This window comes from Paenibacillus qinlingensis, from assembly GCF_013204845.1.
GTDB classification, from domain to species: domain Bacteria; phylum Bacillota; class Bacilli; order Paenibacillales; family NBRC-103111; genus Paenibacillus_E; species Paenibacillus_E qinlingensis.
The window spans coordinates 434,356-451,518 of the sequence record NZ_JABMKY010000002.1 but is presented as its reverse complement, the minus strand read 5'-3'; the positions used below and the strand labels follow the sequence as shown (position 1 = coordinate 451,518).

Sequence of the window (17,163 nt, the reverse complement as noted above, 5' to 3'; positions counted from 1 at the left end):
AGCGTGAAAATAGAGTCTAGTAATCCCATAATATGGAAAAATAGGTTATCGTAGGTAAGTGTATTAGGAAGAAAAAAAAGAAGGACTGCTATGCTGCAGTCCTTCACAATCAATATAGGATAGAGAGTGTACCCAATCCGAATGGAGTAAAAAAATGGTAATTGGACATATTGAATATAAATCCAATTCTCACGTCTGATCAAGGTTAGTTTGGTCAGAAGGAAGGTCGTGTACGCCATGTGGATGGAAACCATTCAAGATTTCTTGCAGATCGCAGGAAGGATTGTGACGATTTACCCCCTTATGTTGATTGTGGGACTATTTATGGGTAAACGGTCTCTAGGAGAATTGCCTGTATTTGATTTTCTGGTCATCCTTTCGTTGGGATCCGTCGTCGGCGCTGATATAGCCGAACCGAACATTAGCCATTTCCATATTGGAATAGCTATTGTATTAATCGGTCTGCTGCAACGGATTGTCTCTATATTAGCTATTAAATCAAGGAAATTCGGAAAACTAATCTCGTTCGAACCAACAATCGTGATTCATCAAGGAAACTTGTTGGTCAATAACCTCAAGAATGTACGTTATTCGATCGATAATATTCTTCAGATGTTGCGAGAAAAGGATGTTTTTCATCTCCCGGATGTTGATCTTGCCATACTAGAGGCAAATGGTAAATTGACCGTGTATAAGAGCGGTCCGAAATCTGCGCCGACCCTTGAAGATTTGGGGATAGTCAAGCGGCAAATCGATTTGTCCTATCCATTAATCGTAGAAGGGACCCTGTACGATACAACGCTATCTTATATCAAGAAAGATACATGCTGGTTGGAGTCGCAATTGCAAGCGAAAGGGGTCTGCCAAGACGATATCTTCTATGCTTCCGTTGATGACAATGGCATCATTTACATTTCCGAAAAAACTATTCTAAATCCTCCGCCTATTCGACATTAGTACCACGTTCAGTTAGCTGTTCCTCGTGAAAATGCGTTCAATCAACAATCAGTATTGTATTTCCAAATTGCAAAGTCTTCATCTGTGTTACCGAATCAATTAGCCGAAATGGCGGGACTTTCAGAGAAATATTTTCGGGAACTATTCAAAAAACAAGTAGGTCAGACCCCGCTGGAATACCAGATTAAAGTTCGCATGACGCATGCACGGTTACTCTTATCGGAGCGGGGGCAAAAAGTTCATAAAGTCGCGCTTTCATTAGGCTATCCTGATCCCTATTCGTTTTCCAAGCAATTTAAACAAATCATGGGCTATCCACCAATTGCACTGAAAGGTGCCAGATATGAATCAGAATTACTCCAAGAAACGTAAGTAATCTTCGCTTTCACTGACTTCTGATAGGCGGAACGCGATGGGGGATAGTCCCACCATTTTATGGAATACCTTCCCGAAATAGCTCAAGCTAGTATAGCCGCATAGTGCTGCGACGTTAGTAATGGACAGTCCGTGATCGCGAAGCAGTTCTGCTGCTTTCTCGATACGTCGGTTTCGGACATATTCCATCGGCGTTATGCGGAAGTAGTGGGGGAACATTTTGCATAAATAATATTTATCCAGCTGTGCGATTTCTGCTAACCGTTCCAGGGTAAGGTCATTTGCTAAATGGTCCTGAATGTAAGCGGCGACGCGCTTGTAGGCGGACGGAATTTCTAAACTTGTTGGCGTGTTCCCATCCAATAAACAACGTTGTAGCGAAAGTATCCATTCATAAATGCGGAGCGATAGATCAAATCGATCATTCAATAGGTTCTCAGCTGTATCTGAATACAGTCTCCAAAGTAGCTGAATGGGTGTGGCCTCAGGATGGATTTCAAAAACAGGTCCATATGTTTGAACCAGATCTTGTCGCAACCAATCCTCTTTAAATCCCTCGAAACGTATCCAAATAAACTCCCATTGATCGCACAATGACGCATCGAATGCATACTCATGATCGTTAGGAATAGACACCACAAATGCATGACCTTTGGGGATTGTGTAATGTTCTTTCCCAATACGAAGTTTACCTACGCCTTTTATTGACCATTGGAAGATGACCCCTTGGCCGCCGCGCTTAAGTCCGTTCCATTGGTAGTTCTCGTCAGTTACCGAACTGTGTCCGATAGAGTTGAGCTTAAAAAGATGGCGATTCGTATCTTCCGTGTATCTAAATCCATAAGATTTATGCACAATATTTTACCACCAATCCTCAATATGTTACTATTTTTTCTATTATTTCTAGGATATATAATCTGATTAGTAGATAATATATTACCATAATGGAGGTTGTAAAAGATATGCTGCTTAAGGAATGGTTGGATTGTTATGTTCGTGTTGAAGGGACATATCTACGGGTTGGAAATGCTAAGATTGAAAGGTGTTGGTCTTTTGCGAGCGGTCGTCCAGTTAATGTCTCAATTCTAGATAAACATACAAATCAAGAATGGCTCGCACCTGAAACCGAAACTTCGATGTTTCAACTACCAGGAGTAACTGATGAACAGCCGCCGCATGCCATATTCATTTCGAATTTCGTTGAGAATGACTTTGGCATATCGCAGTCATATCTACAAACGAATGTCGATATACAAGTTGAAGCGATGATATCCTTCCAAAGATTAACCTTGAAGATCTATCCGAATGCGCCATTCATTCGACATGAAATCACTGTGATACAAGATAGTGAAGTCGCAAACAATCATTTCTCACCTGATATGGAACGAACACTCGCCTGGACGAAAGATGATTTCAATGCGAATAGCACACGTTCCGCTACAGCACTTCAACTAGATACGAATAATAAACCACATCATGTTGATCTGGCTGATTATTGTGAACAAATGGTACTTCGAGATCTTCATTGCCGATGGACATCTGTTCAATTCCTTGATCAAACGGATACGAACAATAATCTCGTAAGTCGTGACACGGGGTTGTTATACGTTAATGAGAAACGAAGCTTACAAGGTAATCTGTTATTCCTTACGAAAACACTGCATGAGAGCGGTTTGTTGATTATCAAAGAAGGTCCAACCCCGTTAGGGATATTCGGTAACTCTCAATTGGAATTTCAATTTCGCGGAAAGCGTTTGAGCTTGGAAGGCACTGGGATCAGTGAAGGTGATCTCCAACAAAAAGAAGACATCACCTCATATGGCGTAACCGTTGGTGTTTACGATGGGACTATGCTCGGTGGCTACACTTTGCTTGAAACGTATCATCGGAATCTTCGTGCGCACAATTGGGGTAGAGATAGCTTTATGATGAGTAATACGTGGGGGGATCGCTCGAAAGATGGTGCCATAAGCGAGTCGTTCCTAATTAAAGAATTGCAGGCAGCAGCTGCCCTTGGTTTAAGCATCATGCAAATTGACGACGGGTGGCAGAAGGGTGCAACAGTTAATTCTGTTCATGCAGCAACGAAGGCGAATGGAGGTTTGTGGAGTGATTATTATAGCGGTGATGGAGATTTCTGGGAGGTACATCCAGACAGATTTCCGAACGGACTCGCGCCCATCGTTTCGCTAGCCAAGGAACTGGGTGTTGACTTAGGCTTATGGTACTCACCAGACTCTGTCCATGACAATATGAATTGGGAAAGGGATATTGCTACGTTATTGCATCTCCATCGAAATTACAATATCCGTGCATTTAAATTAGATGGGATTGAGCTGCGATCTAAGCTGGGAGAGACTCGTTTACTGAATATGATGCGATACGTTCAGAAAGCGAGCAACGGACAAGTTGATTTCAATATTGATACAACTGCTCAGAAGAGACTAGGTTACTTTGGGCAAACCCAATATGGTAGTATCTTCCTTGAAAATCGTTACACCGATTGGAAAAATTATTATCCTCACTGGACGCTCCGCAACCTGTGGATGCTAGCTCCATATTTACCCTCAGCAAGGCTGCAAATGGAATTCTTGAATGTGAATCGCAACACGGATAACTATGCGGAAGATCCGTTAGCTCCAAATACTTGCGGGCAAGTCTACGCTTTCGCAGCAACAGCTTTCTCGAATCCATTAGCCTGGATGGAATTAACGAAGCTAACGGATCAGCAAATGAACTCTTTGTCTACAATTATTCAGGCATTGAAGCCATATCATGCTGAGATCTTAGCTGGACAAGTGTTACCAATAGGTGAAGAACCATCAGGTGCTAGCTGGACAGGTATGCAAAGTATTTGCAGCCCAACGCATGGTTATGTCCTAATCTACCGCGAGCTACACGAGTCCGACACCGCAGTTATGAAACTGTGGGGTGTGAGTGGTGAAGTCAACGTCACCGAGTTAATGCGAATGGATGTAAAAGACGAAGTGCTAATTCCTCAAAAGGCGCATCACGTAACGTGGGAATCAACACCTCAAGGAGAATATGTGGTAACGCGACCAGCCCCATTTACTTTCATCATGTATCGGTACGACATTTCATCGAATTCCTGAGACATATAAGATACACAACATAGAAGAGGTTGGCCCATTGTCTTTAATGACAAAGGGTCAACCTCTTTTGTTTACTTACAGAAGTACTTTTTCATATAGAAAGACGTGGAAGCCATCTACAGTAGCTGGACCTTTTTGTTGATAGCCATTTTTCGAGAATAACTTTTGAGCGCCGAGTTGATTGGAAAGTGTATCAAGAATGAGGTGATTGATACCGAGCTCTCTAGCTTTTTTTTCTAATTGCGATAGGATCTGCTGACCATATCCCTTCTTCTGGTGACTAGGATGAACACGAAGCCGCTTAATTTCGGCTTTGCCTTCCTGCAGCAGCTTTAAGCCGCCCATGGCCAATACATTACCGTCTGCTCCAGTGCCTACCAGAAATTCACCTCCATCTTTCAAATACTGTTCAGGTATATGCAAAATATCATGGTAATGCTGATGAGTAGGTTCTACTTGTGCCTCGGAAATGACTAATAAATGAATCCTCCATAAATCATCTGTATCTAACGTGGAGTAGCGCCGCGTTTTGATCATATAGTTTTCCTCCTCTTTCCATAAATTTCAAAATAGGTATATATGTAATATAAACTAACGTAAATCTGATGACAAATAATCTTTTCTTATAAATTATCATATAATTTCAAATATTTTCGGTGAGTACGTTACGATATCTGACATAAAACGGTGGTTTTATGAAATTGCCAATATGAATATTTTATAATTCGTTTGTAAGAAATCAACGAGGTTAAGTGGCGATTGTCATGGGTTATATGGAAAATCTGTAGAAATGAATCTTGTTATTCATATTTTTGTTAGTAAATATGACATGTTAGAAAGTGAGAAGTGAAAATATGGATGTAAAAATAATGGAAGCTAGTAAATGGAAGCGGAAACAATATATAAAAAGCGTACAATTACACTTAAATTATAGTTAAATGTTCGTAATTTACAATAATCATGTACGTTATTACAATCAATTGGCAAATTTTTGTTGAAAAAAACGATGATACAGCGTATATTGATAATAAGAAACAAATGTTAGGTAATTTTACACAATATAAGGTTTGCTCTTTTTAATACACAATAAATATGAAACATCACACTAAATGTTACTTAAATTTGAATAGGAGCGTGACATAGGATGAAGAAAAAAATAGTTTTAGTTGGAAATGGTATGGCTGGAGTTAATTGTATAGAGCAATTGCTAAAACTTGCACCTAACTCCTACGAAATCACGATCTTTGGGAAAGAATCGCATCCAAACTATAACCGTATTCTGCTCTCCTCTGTACTGGCTGGAGATGCGGATATGAAAGATATCGTCATTAATGATTGGTCTTGGTACAGGGACAACAACATTACCTTGCATACGGGTCATACCGTAAACAAGATAGATACGGAACGCAAGCTTGTTAGCACAGATCTTGGAATCACGGTTCCCTACGATGAATTGATTCTGGCAACTGGATCACTGCCGTTCATGCTGCCACTGCCAGGTGCAGACAAAGAAGGCGTGATTGCTTTCCGCGATATTGCGGACTGCGAGACGATGATGGAAACTGCTAAGAATTACAAAAAAGCAATAGTTATCGGCGGCGGCCTACTCGGACTTGAAGCAGCACGTGGATTACTGAACCTGAATATGGAAGTTTCCGTCGTTCATATCAACGAATACTTAATGAATCTTCAACTCGACAGAACCGCATCCACGATGTTGCAACAAGAATTAGAACAACAAGGGATGAAATTCCTGCTAAAGAAAAATAGTGAAACCATTTTAGGCAAGAAACGGGTAACTGGACTTCGATTTACGGATGGTTCAGAGGTAGAAGCTGATCTTATCGTGATGGCCGTTGGGATTAGACCGAATATGGCTCTTGCGAAGAACAGTGGCATTGAGATTAATCGAGGCATTGTCGTCAATGATTTCCTTGAAACGAGTGTCCCGCATATCTACTCCATTGGTGAATGTACGGAACATCGCGGTGTTGCATACGGACTCGTGGCACCACTGTATGAGCAAGGCGCTGTTCTTGCGAAGCGTTTAGCAGGTGTTAATACGGAAGGTTACCAAGGATCGGTCGTTTCTACGAAGCTTAAAGTGTCTGGGGTTGATGTCTTCTCCGCAGGTGAGTATGCAGATAAACCAGGTACGCGTGCTGTTCGGGTACAAGATGATTTTGATGGCATCTATAAGAAAGTCGTCATTCGCGATGGGAAAGTGATCGGAGCCGTCTTGTTCGGTGATATCAGCGATGGCTCGAGACTATTCGCTATGATCCGCAATGGAGAGGATGTAACGGGCAAAGAAAAGACGGTGCTGCTTGGCGATGGTGGAGGGAAGACGCAATCCGGTGTTGATTTAGTTGCTGGCATGAGCGCAGATGAAATCGTATGTGGCTGTAATGGTGTTTCCAAAGGGGACATTGTCCAAGCGATTCAAGAGAAAGGCTGTTCCAGCGTTAATGATATCAAAGCATGTACCAAAGCTTCCGCTTCTTGCGGAGGGTGTAAGCCGCTTGTAGCCGATGTGCTCACTTATGTCCTTGGTGCTGATGGTGTGAAAACCGTTAAGGAAGGTATTTGCGGTTGTACAACGCTTGGGCGTGACGAAGTTGTTGAAGCGATCCGAACCATGCAACTTACAACTACGAAAGAAGTTATGAATGTACTTGAATGGTCTAATACAGAAGGGTGCTCCAAGTGCCGTCCAGCATTGAATTACTATTTGGGTATGGTGTGGCCGGAAGAGCATGAAGACGAAAGAGAGTCTCGTTTCGTGAACGAGCGGAATCATGCGAACATTCAGAAAGATGGCACGTACTCTGTCGTTCCGCGTATGTACGGCGGTGTGACAACACCGAAGGACTTAAAGAAGATTGCAGAGATTGCAGAGAAATATGAAGTTCCCCTTGTGAAAGTGACAGGCGGACAGCGAATCGATTTGCTCGGTGTGAAGAAGGAAGACTTGCCTGGCATGTGGGCGGATCTAGATATGCCTTCAGGGTATGCGTATGGGAAATCACTTCGTACGGTGAAAACTTGTGTGGGCTCCACGTTCTGCCGCTTTGGTACGCAAGATGCGATCGGCATGGGCATTCAACTTGAGAAGAAGTTCGAACGACTGTATACGCCAGCTAAAGTTAAAATGGCTGTCTCGGGTTGCCCGCGTAACTGTGCGGAGGCGACAATCAAAGATTTTGGTGTCGTCGCCATAGACGGCGGCTGGGAACTCCATGTTGGTGGTAACGGAGGAACGAAGCTGCGTGGAACTGATCTTTTGTGCAAAGTGAAGACGGAAGAGGAAGTGCTCGAATGGTCTGGCGCTTACCTGCAATACTATCGGGAAACCGGGAAGTACAATGAGCGCACATCGGAGTGGTTGGAGCGCGTAGGTCTAGAGACAATTAAAACAACTTTGGCGTCAAGCGAAGATCGTGCTGCCTTCAACGACCGCATTAACAAAGCATTATCACTGCTGAAGGATCCATGGAAAGAGATTATTGAAGAAAAGGCACTTCGCCAAACATTTTCACCCATTGAAGAACAATCGGCAGCGTCGATTTTGAAATAGAAGGGATGATGCATATGAAAAGGGTACACATTGGCCATATTTCAGAAATTGCAGTAAAAAGATCACGTGTTGTACGTATTGGTGACTTAGAAATTGCTGTGTTCAAACTTTCAGACGGAGTCATCAAAGCTATTGAAAATCGCTGCCCGCACAAAGCGGGTAAGCTTTCCGAGGGGATTGTTTGTGACCATCATGTATTTTGTCCACTACATGATTGGAAGATCGATTTACACAACGGACTTGTTCAGGCACCGGATGATGGCTGTGTGGCCAAATTCGAGGTTGAGATTGAAGAGGCAAGCGGACAGATGTATTTGCATATTTCAGAAGAAAGTATCTTGGCATCTTAGCAAAGGGGAGTACCGAATCATGCGACATAATGGATCAGCAGTTGCTTTAGGATTATCCACGTTAGCCATGATGGCATCCTTTGTGATCTGGGGCGTTTTTTCACCGATTGCTGGACAAATTCAAGAATTATTTCAGTTAAGTACGATACAAAAAAGTTTGTTGATCGCAACGCCTGTGCTGCTCGGCTCCATCATGCGAATCCCAATGGGGATATATACAGATCGTTTCGGTGGAAAACGTGTATTCGCTATTACCATGCTCTTTCTGACGATTCCACTTCTGCTTACGGGATTTGTGCACTCTTACTGGATGTTGCTCCTTTGTGCACTTTTTATAGGGATGGCGGGGACGACCTTTGCCATTTCCCTTACTTACGTTTCTAGGTGGTTTCCTCCTGAACGACAAGGATTGGTACTCGGTTTAGCTGGCCTAGGTAATTTAGGCGGTGCGGCTGCGAGCTTTTCATTGCCCTTCGTCTTTAACCAATACGGATTCCAATGGGTGTTCTGGAGCCTCGCAATTATGATCGTGCTGGTGACGGCAATCTTTTGGATTGGAACGAAGGATTTACCATCTCCCCCTCAAAAGAAGACATTCAAACAATCGATGGTTGTCCTAAAGGATCAATCAACCTGGTATTTATCGTTTTTTTATTTCCTAACCTTCGGTGGGTTCGTCGCATTTGGTGCCTATTTGCCAACATTCCTCAAGGATCTGTTTCATTTATCTGCCACAGATGCAGGGTTGAAAACGGCAGGATTTGTCGTCATTGCAACGCTCATCCGTCCTCTAGGCGGCTATATGGCTGATCGTATGGGATCACGCAGTGTACTTGTCGTGGTGTTTACAGGTATGATTATAACTTCGATTGCATTATCAGCATCACTGCATCAATTTACTTCTTTTAGTATTTGTTGTCTAGTTGCGGCTACCTTGCTTGGTATTGGGAATGGTGCCGTGTTCAAAATGGTTCCCGAAGTTTCTTCGGGTAATACGGGTGCTGTTACCGGAATTGTTGGTGCAGCAGGTGGATTAGGCGGATTTTTCCCACCAATCGTACTAGGGATTGTGAAAGATGTATCAGGTGCGTATACGTTAGGATTTGTCTTTCTTATGGTATTCGCGTGCGCTTGTCTTTGGATGAATCTTGCAACGAGACGCATGGTGTTGAACAAACAACGTACATTGGCATCGTAGTACAGCTTATCTAGGGATAGGAACACGAGCACTTCAGCATGGGAATGTGGAGGTCATTAGGCTATGGGGAAACAAAAACTTGTTTTAATAGGAAACGGAATGGCTGGCGTTCGCTGTGTGGAAGAAATTCTCGCACTTGCGCCAGATCGATTCGAAATCACAATTTTCGGTAGTGAACCGCATCCCAATTATAATCGGATTATGTTGTCAAAAGTGCTTCAAGGAAGTACAACGGTGAATGATATTACCATTAATGATTGGCAATGGTATCAAGATAAAGGAATTACACTTTACGCTGGGGATCCCGTAATTAGTATAGATACGGCCAAACGAAGAGTCGTGAGTGAAAAAGGACGGACTGTTGATTATGATCAATTGATTCTTGCCACGGGTTCGTTACCATTCATGCTTCCGCTGCCTGGCGCAGATAAACCGGGTGTGACAGCATTCCGTGATATTAAAGATTGCAATAAAATGGTAGAAACATCCAAAAAATATAAGAAGGCTGTTGTTATCGGCGGTGGTCTGCTTGGTCTAGAAGCAGCTCGGGGCTTGCTTAATTTGGGGATGGATGTTCATGTCGTCCACATATACCATCATTTGATGGAGCGCCAGTTGAGTCCGACTTCAGCAGGGATGCTGCGCAGAGAGCTAGAGAAGCAAGGGATGAAATTTCTACTCGAGAAGCAGACCGAGAAAATTCTTGGTAAGAAACGAGTAGAAGGGCTTCTATTTAAAGATGGGAGTAAAGTGGAGGCAGATTTAATCGTTATTGCTGTCGGTGTACGCCCGAATATTAAGCTTGCGGCAGACAGTGGCATAGAGACGAATCGCGCTATTATGGTGAATGATTATATGGAAACGAATGTGCCAGGTGTGTATGCAGTCGGGGAATGTGCGGAGCATCGCAATATGGTCTATGGTCTGGTAGCCCCTCTCTATGAGCAGGGTAAAGTACTGGCTAAGCAAATATGCGGGATGAAAACCGAAGGTTACCAAGGGTCAATTCTGTATTCCCAATTAAAAGTTTCAGGTGTAGAAGTGTTTTCGGCAGGGGAAATTCGTGATTCCGAAATTACAACGTCATTGAAAGTGATAGATGGGGTCAAAAACACGTATAAGAAAATCGCTGTACGTGATAACAAAATCGTTGGAGCCGTTCTCTACGGAGACAGCAGTGAGGGCAATAAATTGCTTGGCTATATTAAGCAACAAGCGGATGTGTCCGTGCTGGAAGAAGCTTCAGCAGTAGGCGGCGGAGCAGATGAAGCCTATGCGGCTTCATTGGCACTAACGGCAACCGTGTGCTCTTGCAACGGTGTAACCAAGGGCGGCATCCTCGATGCGGTACGTGACAACGGATGCGCGACTATCGAGGATGTTCGCGCATGCACGCGAGCATCGAGCACCTGCGGTGGCTGCAAGCCGCTCGTTTCGGCGATGCTGCAGCTGGCGCTGCAGAGCCAGGATGCGCCGGCGGCGGCGAAAGAAACGGTTTGCGGATGCACATCGCACAGTCATGACGAGCTGCGCGACGCTGTGCGCAGCGCTAGATTTGAGACCGCGCATGAAGCTAGGCATGCGCTAGGTTGGAGCAATGCGGACGGATGCGCGATATGCCGTCCTGCTGTGCAGTACTATCTCGGCCAGGCACGTGGTGCTGCTGCCGATAAAGTGGGTACTGAATCCATGGCGCTGGATTCAGCTGCGAGCTTGCTCGCCGATGGCACGTACGGCATCACGCCGCGCATGTATGGCGGCGTCACGAACGCCGAGCAATTAAGGCTACTTGCTGATGTGATCGATAAATATCACATCCCGTTAGTGAAGCTAACCGGAGGGGCACATCTGGATCTCCTCGGTATTGCTGAAGAGCAAGTCAATGCCATCGGTGCTGAGCTAGGCCACCGGACCTCGACAGCTCCATCTTACGGTAGGATCATCACATCGGTTGCAACATGTGCAGGAAAAGATTACGATCGAAGTGGACTTCAAGATTCCATCAACATGGGCATTGGGCTTGAACTTCGATTGGATGGCATGCAAATGCCAACAGGGGTTACTGTTGCGGTTTCTGCAAGTCCTTTGCACCGAGCCGGCACGCTTACTAAGGATTTAGGACTTGTAGGTGTCCCAGGCGGCTGGGAGATCTACGTTGGAGGCAGCGCAGGTACAAAGCTTCGACAAGCTGAGTTGTTCTGCATGGAATCCAACGAGGAAACCGTGTTAGATCTTGCAATCGCATTTTTTCAATGGTACCGTGAAGAAGCGAATTTCGGTGAAACGACGGGACAATGGGTTGAGCGTAAAGGGATTACGCTGCTTCGTGAACGACTATTCAATCTTACGGAACGCATGGAGCTCATTCATAGATGGCAGATAGAGAGCAAGTTGATGGAAAAACAACAGCAACTAAATTCGCAGCGGACAGCTGCATTGGCAAGGTGAGCTTATGAGTCTATTTACACAGCAAGAACAAGTCGTTTCTGATTCTTTACATGTGATGGATACGCAGTGCCCGTTTTGCAGCGTGCAGTGCAAAATGCAAGTCATTGAAGATCGCAGCGCCTCGGATGGACGGTCCGTTTATTCTGTTGTGCCAAAGCCAAATCAAGCGTCTGAAGGACGTCTTTGCATCAAAGGAATGAACGCATATCAGCATGTGCTAACTGGGGAAAGACTGCTCCATCCTATGTTGAAGCGGAATGGTCGTTTCGAGCAAATTTCTTGGGATGATGCTTACGAGCTAATCGTAAATCAATTTAGCAACCTCCGTGAAGCGTATGGCAACCATACGGTGGGGGTATACGGCGGTGGATCACTCACGAATGAATCCGCTTATTTATTAGGGAAATTCGCCCGTGTTGCGCTGCAAACCAAGTACATTGATTATAACGGCAGATTTTGTATGTCAGCCGCGGCTTCTGCTGGTGTTAAAGTGTTCGGGATTGACCGAGGGTTAACGAATCAACTCTCGGACATTGAATTAGCCGAGTGTATCATCCTGGCGGGAACGAACATAGCGGAGTGTCAACCGACGTTGATGCCTTATTTTACAAGAGCGAAAGAAAAAGGTGCCATCATCATAACCATTGATCCGCGTGAAACAGGTACTACGCTTATCTCTGATATTCATTTACGTGTGAAGCCTGGCATGGATGCGACTTTGGCTAATGGGATGCTCAAAGTTCTGCTTGAAGAGGGTTGCTTGGATGAAGAGTTCGTAGCTAATCGGACTACTGGCTTTCTGGAATTGAAGGCTCATCTCGATTCGCTTGATATGGAAGAGATCGTCCACTTAACCGGAGTGCCGTCTCAGTTGATTCGTAAGGCCGCATTGAGTTATGGCAAATCGCAGACGGGCATGGTGTTTACAGCAAGAGGCGTGGAGCAGCAAACGGATGGCCATATGGCAGTTCGAAACTTCCTGAATCTCGTGCTTCTTACTGGTAAAATCGGCAAGCCTGGCTGCGGCTATGGGGCTGTCACAGGCCAAGGGAACGGACAGGGGGGAAGGGAGCATGGTCAAAAAGCAGATCAGCTCCCAGGCTACCGACTGATAGAAAATCCAGAAGATCGCGCCTATGTTGCGAACGTGTGGGGCATCGATCCGAGCGAGCTGCCAGGTAAAGGTGTTTCCGCCTACGAAATGATGGAGAAGGTCCATGAGCAGGAGATCCGTGCGTTATTCGTAATGGGTTCGAATCCTCTCGTATCCAACCCGAACGCTAACTTCGTTGAAGAAGGATTGAAGAAACTCGATTTCCTTGTCGTTGTGGACTTCCTAATCTCAGAAACAGCACAGCTAGCTGATCTAATTTTACCAGTAACGGCCTATTTAGAGAATGCCGGGACTTTGACTAACCTAGAGGGACGCGTGCTTCTGAGGGAAGCTGGCCGTCCTGCACCTGGTGAAGCTAAACATGATTGGCAGGTCCTTAGTGAGCTAGCCGAGAAGCTAGGGAGAGGTCATTACTTTCCATTTGGACAGGTGGAAGATATCTTTAACGAGCTTCGATTAGCAAGTCGCGGTGGGACGGCAGACTACTATGGCATTACCTATGAGCGATTGCGGAAGGAAGAAGGTGTCTATTGGCCTTGTCCGGAAGAATCACATCCAGGTGCCAAACGCTTATTCGAATCTTCCTTTCCGCTCCCAGCGGGTAGAGCGATTCTCACAACCGTGGAGAACCATTTGCCCAAGGAGCAGACCAGTGCGGAATTCCCACTGTATTTGACCACTGGCCGGGTTCTCGTGCATTATCTAACGGGTGTGCAAACGCGTAAAAGTCCATCGTTAGCCGCGCGAGATGTGGAGTCTTTCATGGAGATCCATCCCAGAACGGCGAAAAAACACCACATCGAAGATGCTACACTAGTGAAGTTGGCGTCCAAACGCGGTGAAATTTACGTGCGTAGTCGCTATAGTGATGCTATTCGCGAAGATACTGTGTTCGTGCCTATGCATTGGGGCGATACTCAGAACGTCAATAAATTGACGAATGATGCGCTCGATCCAACCTGCAAAATGCCTGGGTTTAAAGTGTGTGCCGTGCAGGTAAGTCCATTAGTATCGGAATATGTATAATAAAATGAATAAACCGAACTCATCGATCTCTTTCAGCGGTGAGTTCGGTTTATTTATGTTTGAGTAAGATAATAAGCATATTCCATTGGTCTACGATACAAATCCTTTTTCTTAAATCCTTTAAGATCCTCGTATATATTTTTTTGAGGCTTTCCATTAAGTTCAATAATCCATAATTTACTGTGTTTGTCCATGACAAAATCCACACTCAATTCACCTAGGGTTCCCATAAGAGTCTCTGCTTCTTGAGCGGCTTTAACACTTACCTCATTCAGAGACTGTAGGATTTCAGTTGCTTTTTCAGACGTATATAGTTGTTGGAGAATTTCTGCTGTATCATAAACTCGTTCACACATGCTTGTGTTAAAGTAACGTTCGTATGCAACTCTACACGTGATGTTGGAAATCATCCATTGACCAACTTTCCCCTTTTGAACAAGGACCCGGATGTCAAAATATTGACGATTGAGTGGACTCATTTGAATCCCTTGTTGGACAAGGAAATTCTTATTCTGGAAAAGTTCATCTAATTTTTCTTGAATACTTTCATTTTTCCTGCAAATAACGCTTGGTGCTAAACTGTGTAAGGAAATGTGAATATCTTCATTCTCCAGCCGTTCAATTCGATAGACAGATGCGCCTTTTGACCCATAAATCGGCTTTATAAATAGAAGATTATTTATCTCTAGTTGTTCTGTTATATTCACTTCATTGTATTGAAGTGTCTTGGGTACATAAGATGAAAGACTTGATTGTTGTAACTGGTTGTAGAGCTCCCATTTATTGAATTGATTGATCGTATTGAAACACTTATCGGTACCTATTATTTTCTCAAGACGTTGAATGGTGATAGATGTTTTGTTGTAACAACGGTTATAGACGGCTTTTGGAAAAGGGTACAAACGTTGTGTTACTTTGCCATTTTTAAGGCTAAGCCCAATAATTCGTTGCTTTTTCCAACGTATATCTGCTGGAGTGAAAGCGTAAAGTCTTTGGTTTTGATTTTGATAATGTTGGCAAAGTGCCAAAATTCTTCTCCTACTTTTCCTAGTAGTTACCATAATGCCTATAAATGGGCGCTTGTCCATACTTATCACTCCCTAGCCATCGAACCATCTTTAGTAATTAATGCTAGCAAGGTCGTTTTGGTATGGGTCAAAGACTTAAATGATCTGAATTTCGCTAAATATTTGGCTTTATTTACCACATTGATTCATGTGGTAGGCATTTACTGTGTCTATCTATTTGGGCATTTAATATGATGAAATACGTTTGAAAATAGGGAGATGAGATTAGTATGGGGAAATGTAATTGCCCCCCAGGGCCTCCAGGGCCAGAAGGACCACGGGGGCCCCAAGGACCTACGGGGACATCCGGGGCTGAAGGAGCTGTGGGAGCAACAGGACCTAGTGGAGCAGCGGGAGCAAAGGGAGAAAAGGGAGCTACTGGAGCTACGGGGCCAGAAGGGCCACGAGGTCACAAAGGGCAAGAAGGTCCAGAAGGGCCGCGAGGTCACAAAGGACCGGAAGGACCTGCTGGACCACGAGGTCACCAAGGTGCAGAAGGACCAAGAGGTCATCAAGGACCAGAAGGACCAGAAGGACCAGAAGGACCAGAGGGGCCAGAAGGAACGCCGGGAGCAAGGGGAGCGACAGGAACTACAGGAGCAACGGGAACAGTAGGAGCGACAGGGGCTACAGGAGCTACAGGTGTAGGAGCAACGGGAACAGTAGGGGCGACAGGGGCTACAGGAGCTACAGGTGTAGGAGCAACGGGAACAGTAGGAGCGACAGGGGCTACAGGAGCTACAGGTGTAGGAGCAACGGGAACAGTAGGAGCGACAGGGGCTACAGGAGCTACAGGTGTAGGAGCAACGGGAGCAACAGGCCCTGCGGGTGGTCCACCAGGACCAGAAGGACCGGAAGGACCAACGGGAGCAACGGGAACAGCGGGAGCGACGGGCCTAACCGGAGCAACCGGCACAGCAGGTGCAGCTGGTCCAACCGGCGCAACGGGAGCAACAGGCCCTGCGGGTGGTCCACCGGGACCAGAAGGACCGGAAGGCCCAACGGGAGCAACAGGAACAGCGGGAGCTGCAGGTCCAACAGGAGCAACGGGAACAGCGGGAGCTGCAGGTCCAACGGGAGCAACGGGAACAGCGGGAGCTGCAGGTCCAACGGGAACAGCGGGAACAGCGGGTGCAGCAGGCCCAACGGGAGCAACGGGAACGGCAGGAGCTGCAGGCGCTGCAGGCGCAACGGGAGCAACAGGAACAGCGGGAGCAGCAGGCCCAACGGGAGCAACGGGAACAGCGGGAACAGCGGGAACAGCGGGAGCGGCAGGCCCAACGGGAGCAACGGGAATAGCGGGAGCTGCAGGCGCAACGGGAGCAACAGGCCCAGCGGGTACTGGAGGATTAATTCCATTTTCAACGGGTATCATCCTAAGTGGTGCTACAGTCGTATCGGCTGCACCAATTTTAATGGGTTTTGGTAATCGAACAGTTGAAGTTATTAATGGTTCTGGAGAATCAACGATGCCGCCAGAAGCAGGTGGTTTTGCTTTCCCAATTCCCTTTAATGGAATCGTTCGAAACTTGCAAATAAGCGCAGATCTGTTGGTTGCTTCAGTGGCTTCTATAAATGTGACACCTCTTATTTATGATTTTACAGTTTTCAGAGCACCTTCAGCACCTAATAATGGGAGTAGTCATCTTTCTTCACTTTACTTGACAACTCCGCTGACTAGTTCGCTTACTTTTGGAGGGCCTGGCAATACGGTTATTGCTGGTACTTTCTATACTGCAACTAATATTAATCTAGGAACATTAAATGTTGTAGTTGGAGATCGTATTGGTATTCGTATAAGAACGAATGTAGCGTCTAATCCCTCTGCAGCTGATATTACCCAACTCTCATTTAGCGCCACTCTTTCTTACACTCCTAATTAATAACAAACTTATCGCAAATCATGTTAGATTCTATTAGACTTATGAACTCCCCCAA

General features: G+C 45.2%; 12 protein-coding genes. 9 read left to right on the top strand and 3 right to left on the bottom strand.

Annotated features, from left to right (window positions below):
* Positions 1-243 precede the first annotated feature (243 nt).
* Complete coding sequence (locus HQN88_RS05400; protein WP_173109502.1) at positions 244-957, top strand: DUF421 domain-containing protein; 714 nt, start codon at positions 244-246, stop codon at positions 955-957.
* Between the two features lie 84 nt (positions 958-1,041).
* Positions 1,042-1,329 carry a helix-turn-helix transcriptional regulator gene (locus HQN88_RS05395; RefSeq protein ID WP_173109206.1) on the top strand — a complete coding sequence of 96 codons (288 nt, stop codon included), beginning with the start codon at positions 1,042-1,044 and terminating at the stop codon, positions 1,327-1,329.
* On the opposite strand, the gene HQN88_RS38300 is transcribed toward HQN88_RS05395, so the two are convergent.
* On the bottom strand, positions 1,312-2,187 hold the full coding sequence (locus HQN88_RS38300; RefSeq protein WP_173109205.1) for a helix-turn-helix transcriptional regulator: 876 nt from the start codon (positions 2,185-2,187) through the stop codon (positions 1,312-1,314). The genes HQN88_RS05395 and HQN88_RS38300 overlap by 18 nt on opposite strands.
* A 107-nt stretch (positions 2,188-2,294) precedes the next feature.
* Between HQN88_RS38300 and HQN88_RS05385 the strand changes: the two genes are divergently transcribed.
* Positions 2,295-4,445 carry an alpha-galactosidase gene (locus tag HQN88_RS05385; protein WP_173109204.1) on the top strand — a complete coding sequence of 717 codons (2,151 nt, stop codon included), beginning with the start codon at positions 2,295-2,297 and terminating at the stop codon, positions 4,443-4,445.
* 75 nt (positions 4,446-4,520) lie between these two features.
* Here the strand turns inward: HQN88_RS05385 and HQN88_RS05380 are convergent, their stop codons facing one another.
* Positions 4,521-4,982 carry a GNAT family N-acetyltransferase gene (locus tag HQN88_RS05380; RefSeq protein ID WP_173109203.1) on the bottom strand — a complete coding sequence of 154 codons (462 nt, stop codon included), beginning with the start codon at positions 4,980-4,982 and terminating at the stop codon, positions 4,521-4,523.
* A 607-nt stretch (positions 4,983-5,589) separates the two neighbouring features.
* Here HQN88_RS05380 and nirB (HQN88_RS05375) point away from each other — a divergent pair.
* The 5 genes from nirB (HQN88_RS05375) to nasC all read left to right on the top strand — a co-directional run bounded on the left by nirB (HQN88_RS05375) (position 5,590) and on the right by nasC (position 14,158).
* A complete protein-coding gene (nirB, locus tag HQN88_RS05375) occupies positions 5,590-8,022 on the top strand; it encodes a nitrite reductase large subunit NirB (protein ID WP_173109202.1) in 2,433 nt (810 codons plus the stop codon).
* Positions 8,023-8,036: 14 nt separating this feature from the next.
* The gene (nirD, locus tag HQN88_RS05370; RefSeq protein WP_173109201.1) at positions 8,037-8,372 is read left to right on the top strand and encodes a nitrite reductase small subunit NirD; all 336 of its coding nucleotides are present in this window, start codon (positions 8,037-8,039) and stop codon (positions 8,370-8,372) included.
* A 19-nt stretch (positions 8,373-8,391) separates the two neighbouring features.
* Positions 8,392-9,570, top strand: a complete 1,179-nt coding sequence (locus tag HQN88_RS05365; protein ID WP_173109200.1) for an MFS transporter — start codon at positions 8,392-8,394, stop codon at positions 9,568-9,570.
* A gap of 63 nt (positions 9,571-9,633) precedes the next feature.
* Positions 9,634-12,018 carry a nitrite reductase large subunit NirB gene (nirB, locus tag HQN88_RS05360; protein WP_173109199.1) on the top strand — a complete coding sequence of 795 codons (2,385 nt, stop codon included), beginning with the start codon at positions 9,634-9,636 and terminating at the stop codon, positions 12,016-12,018.
* Positions 12,019-12,022: 4 nt separating this feature from the next.
* Positions 12,023-14,158 carry an assimilatory nitrate reductase catalytic subunit NasC gene (nasC, locus tag HQN88_RS05355; protein ID WP_246320052.1) on the top strand — a complete coding sequence of 712 codons (2,136 nt, stop codon included), beginning with the start codon at positions 12,023-12,025 and terminating at the stop codon, positions 14,156-14,158.
* 53 nt (positions 14,159-14,211) lie between these two features.
* On the opposite strand, the gene HQN88_RS05350 is transcribed toward nasC, so the two are convergent.
* Complete coding sequence (locus HQN88_RS05350; RefSeq protein ID WP_173109198.1) at positions 14,212-15,246, bottom strand: YheC/YheD family endospore coat-associated protein; 1,035 nt, start codon at positions 15,244-15,246, stop codon at positions 14,212-14,214.
* 209 nt (positions 15,247-15,455) lie between these two features.
* Here HQN88_RS05350 and HQN88_RS38035 point away from each other — a divergent pair, with 209 nt between their 5' ends.
* Entirely contained in the window at positions 15,456-17,108 is a 1,653-nt protein-coding gene (locus HQN88_RS38035) for a hypothetical protein (RefSeq protein WP_173109197.1), read from the top strand.
* Positions 17,109-17,163: the final 55 nt, after the last annotated feature.

What these genes read in the sequence shown, in the direction of transcription:
- nirB (WP_173109199.1), top strand. Translation starts at nt 9,634, where the DNA reads ATGGGGAAACAAAAACTTGTTTTAATAGGAAACGGAATGGCTGGCGTT.
- nirB (WP_173109202.1), top strand. Translation starts at nt 5,590, where the DNA reads ATGAAGAAAAAAATAGTTTTAGTTGGAAATGGTATGGCTGGAGTTAAT.
- HQN88_RS38035 (WP_173109197.1), top strand. Translation starts at nt 15,456, where the DNA reads ATGGGGAAATGTAATTGCCCCCCAGGGCCTCCAGGGCCAGAAGGACCA.
- HQN88_RS05380 (WP_173109203.1), bottom strand. Translation starts at nt 4,982, where the DNA reads ATGATCAAAACGCGGCGCTACTCCACGTTAGATACAGATGATTTATGG.
- nasC (WP_246320052.1), top strand. Translation starts at nt 12,023, where the DNA reads ATGAGTCTATTTACACAGCAAGAACAAGTCGTTTCTGATTCTTTACAT.
- HQN88_RS05400 (WP_173109502.1), top strand. Translation starts at nt 244, where the DNA reads ATGGAAACCATTCAAGATTTCTTGCAGATCGCAGGAAGGATTGTGACG.
- HQN88_RS05385 (WP_173109204.1), top strand. Translation starts at nt 2,295, where the DNA reads ATGCTGCTTAAGGAATGGTTGGATTGTTATGTTCGTGTTGAAGGGACA.
- HQN88_RS05350 (WP_173109198.1), bottom strand. Translation starts at nt 15,246, where the DNA reads ATGGACAAGCGCCCATTTATAGGCATTATGGTAACTACTAGGAAAAGT.
- HQN88_RS05365 (WP_173109200.1), top strand. Translation starts at nt 8,392, where the DNA reads ATGCGACATAATGGATCAGCAGTTGCTTTAGGATTATCCACGTTAGCC.
- nirD (WP_173109201.1), top strand. Translation starts at nt 8,037, where the DNA reads ATGAAAAGGGTACACATTGGCCATATTTCAGAAATTGCAGTAAAAAGA.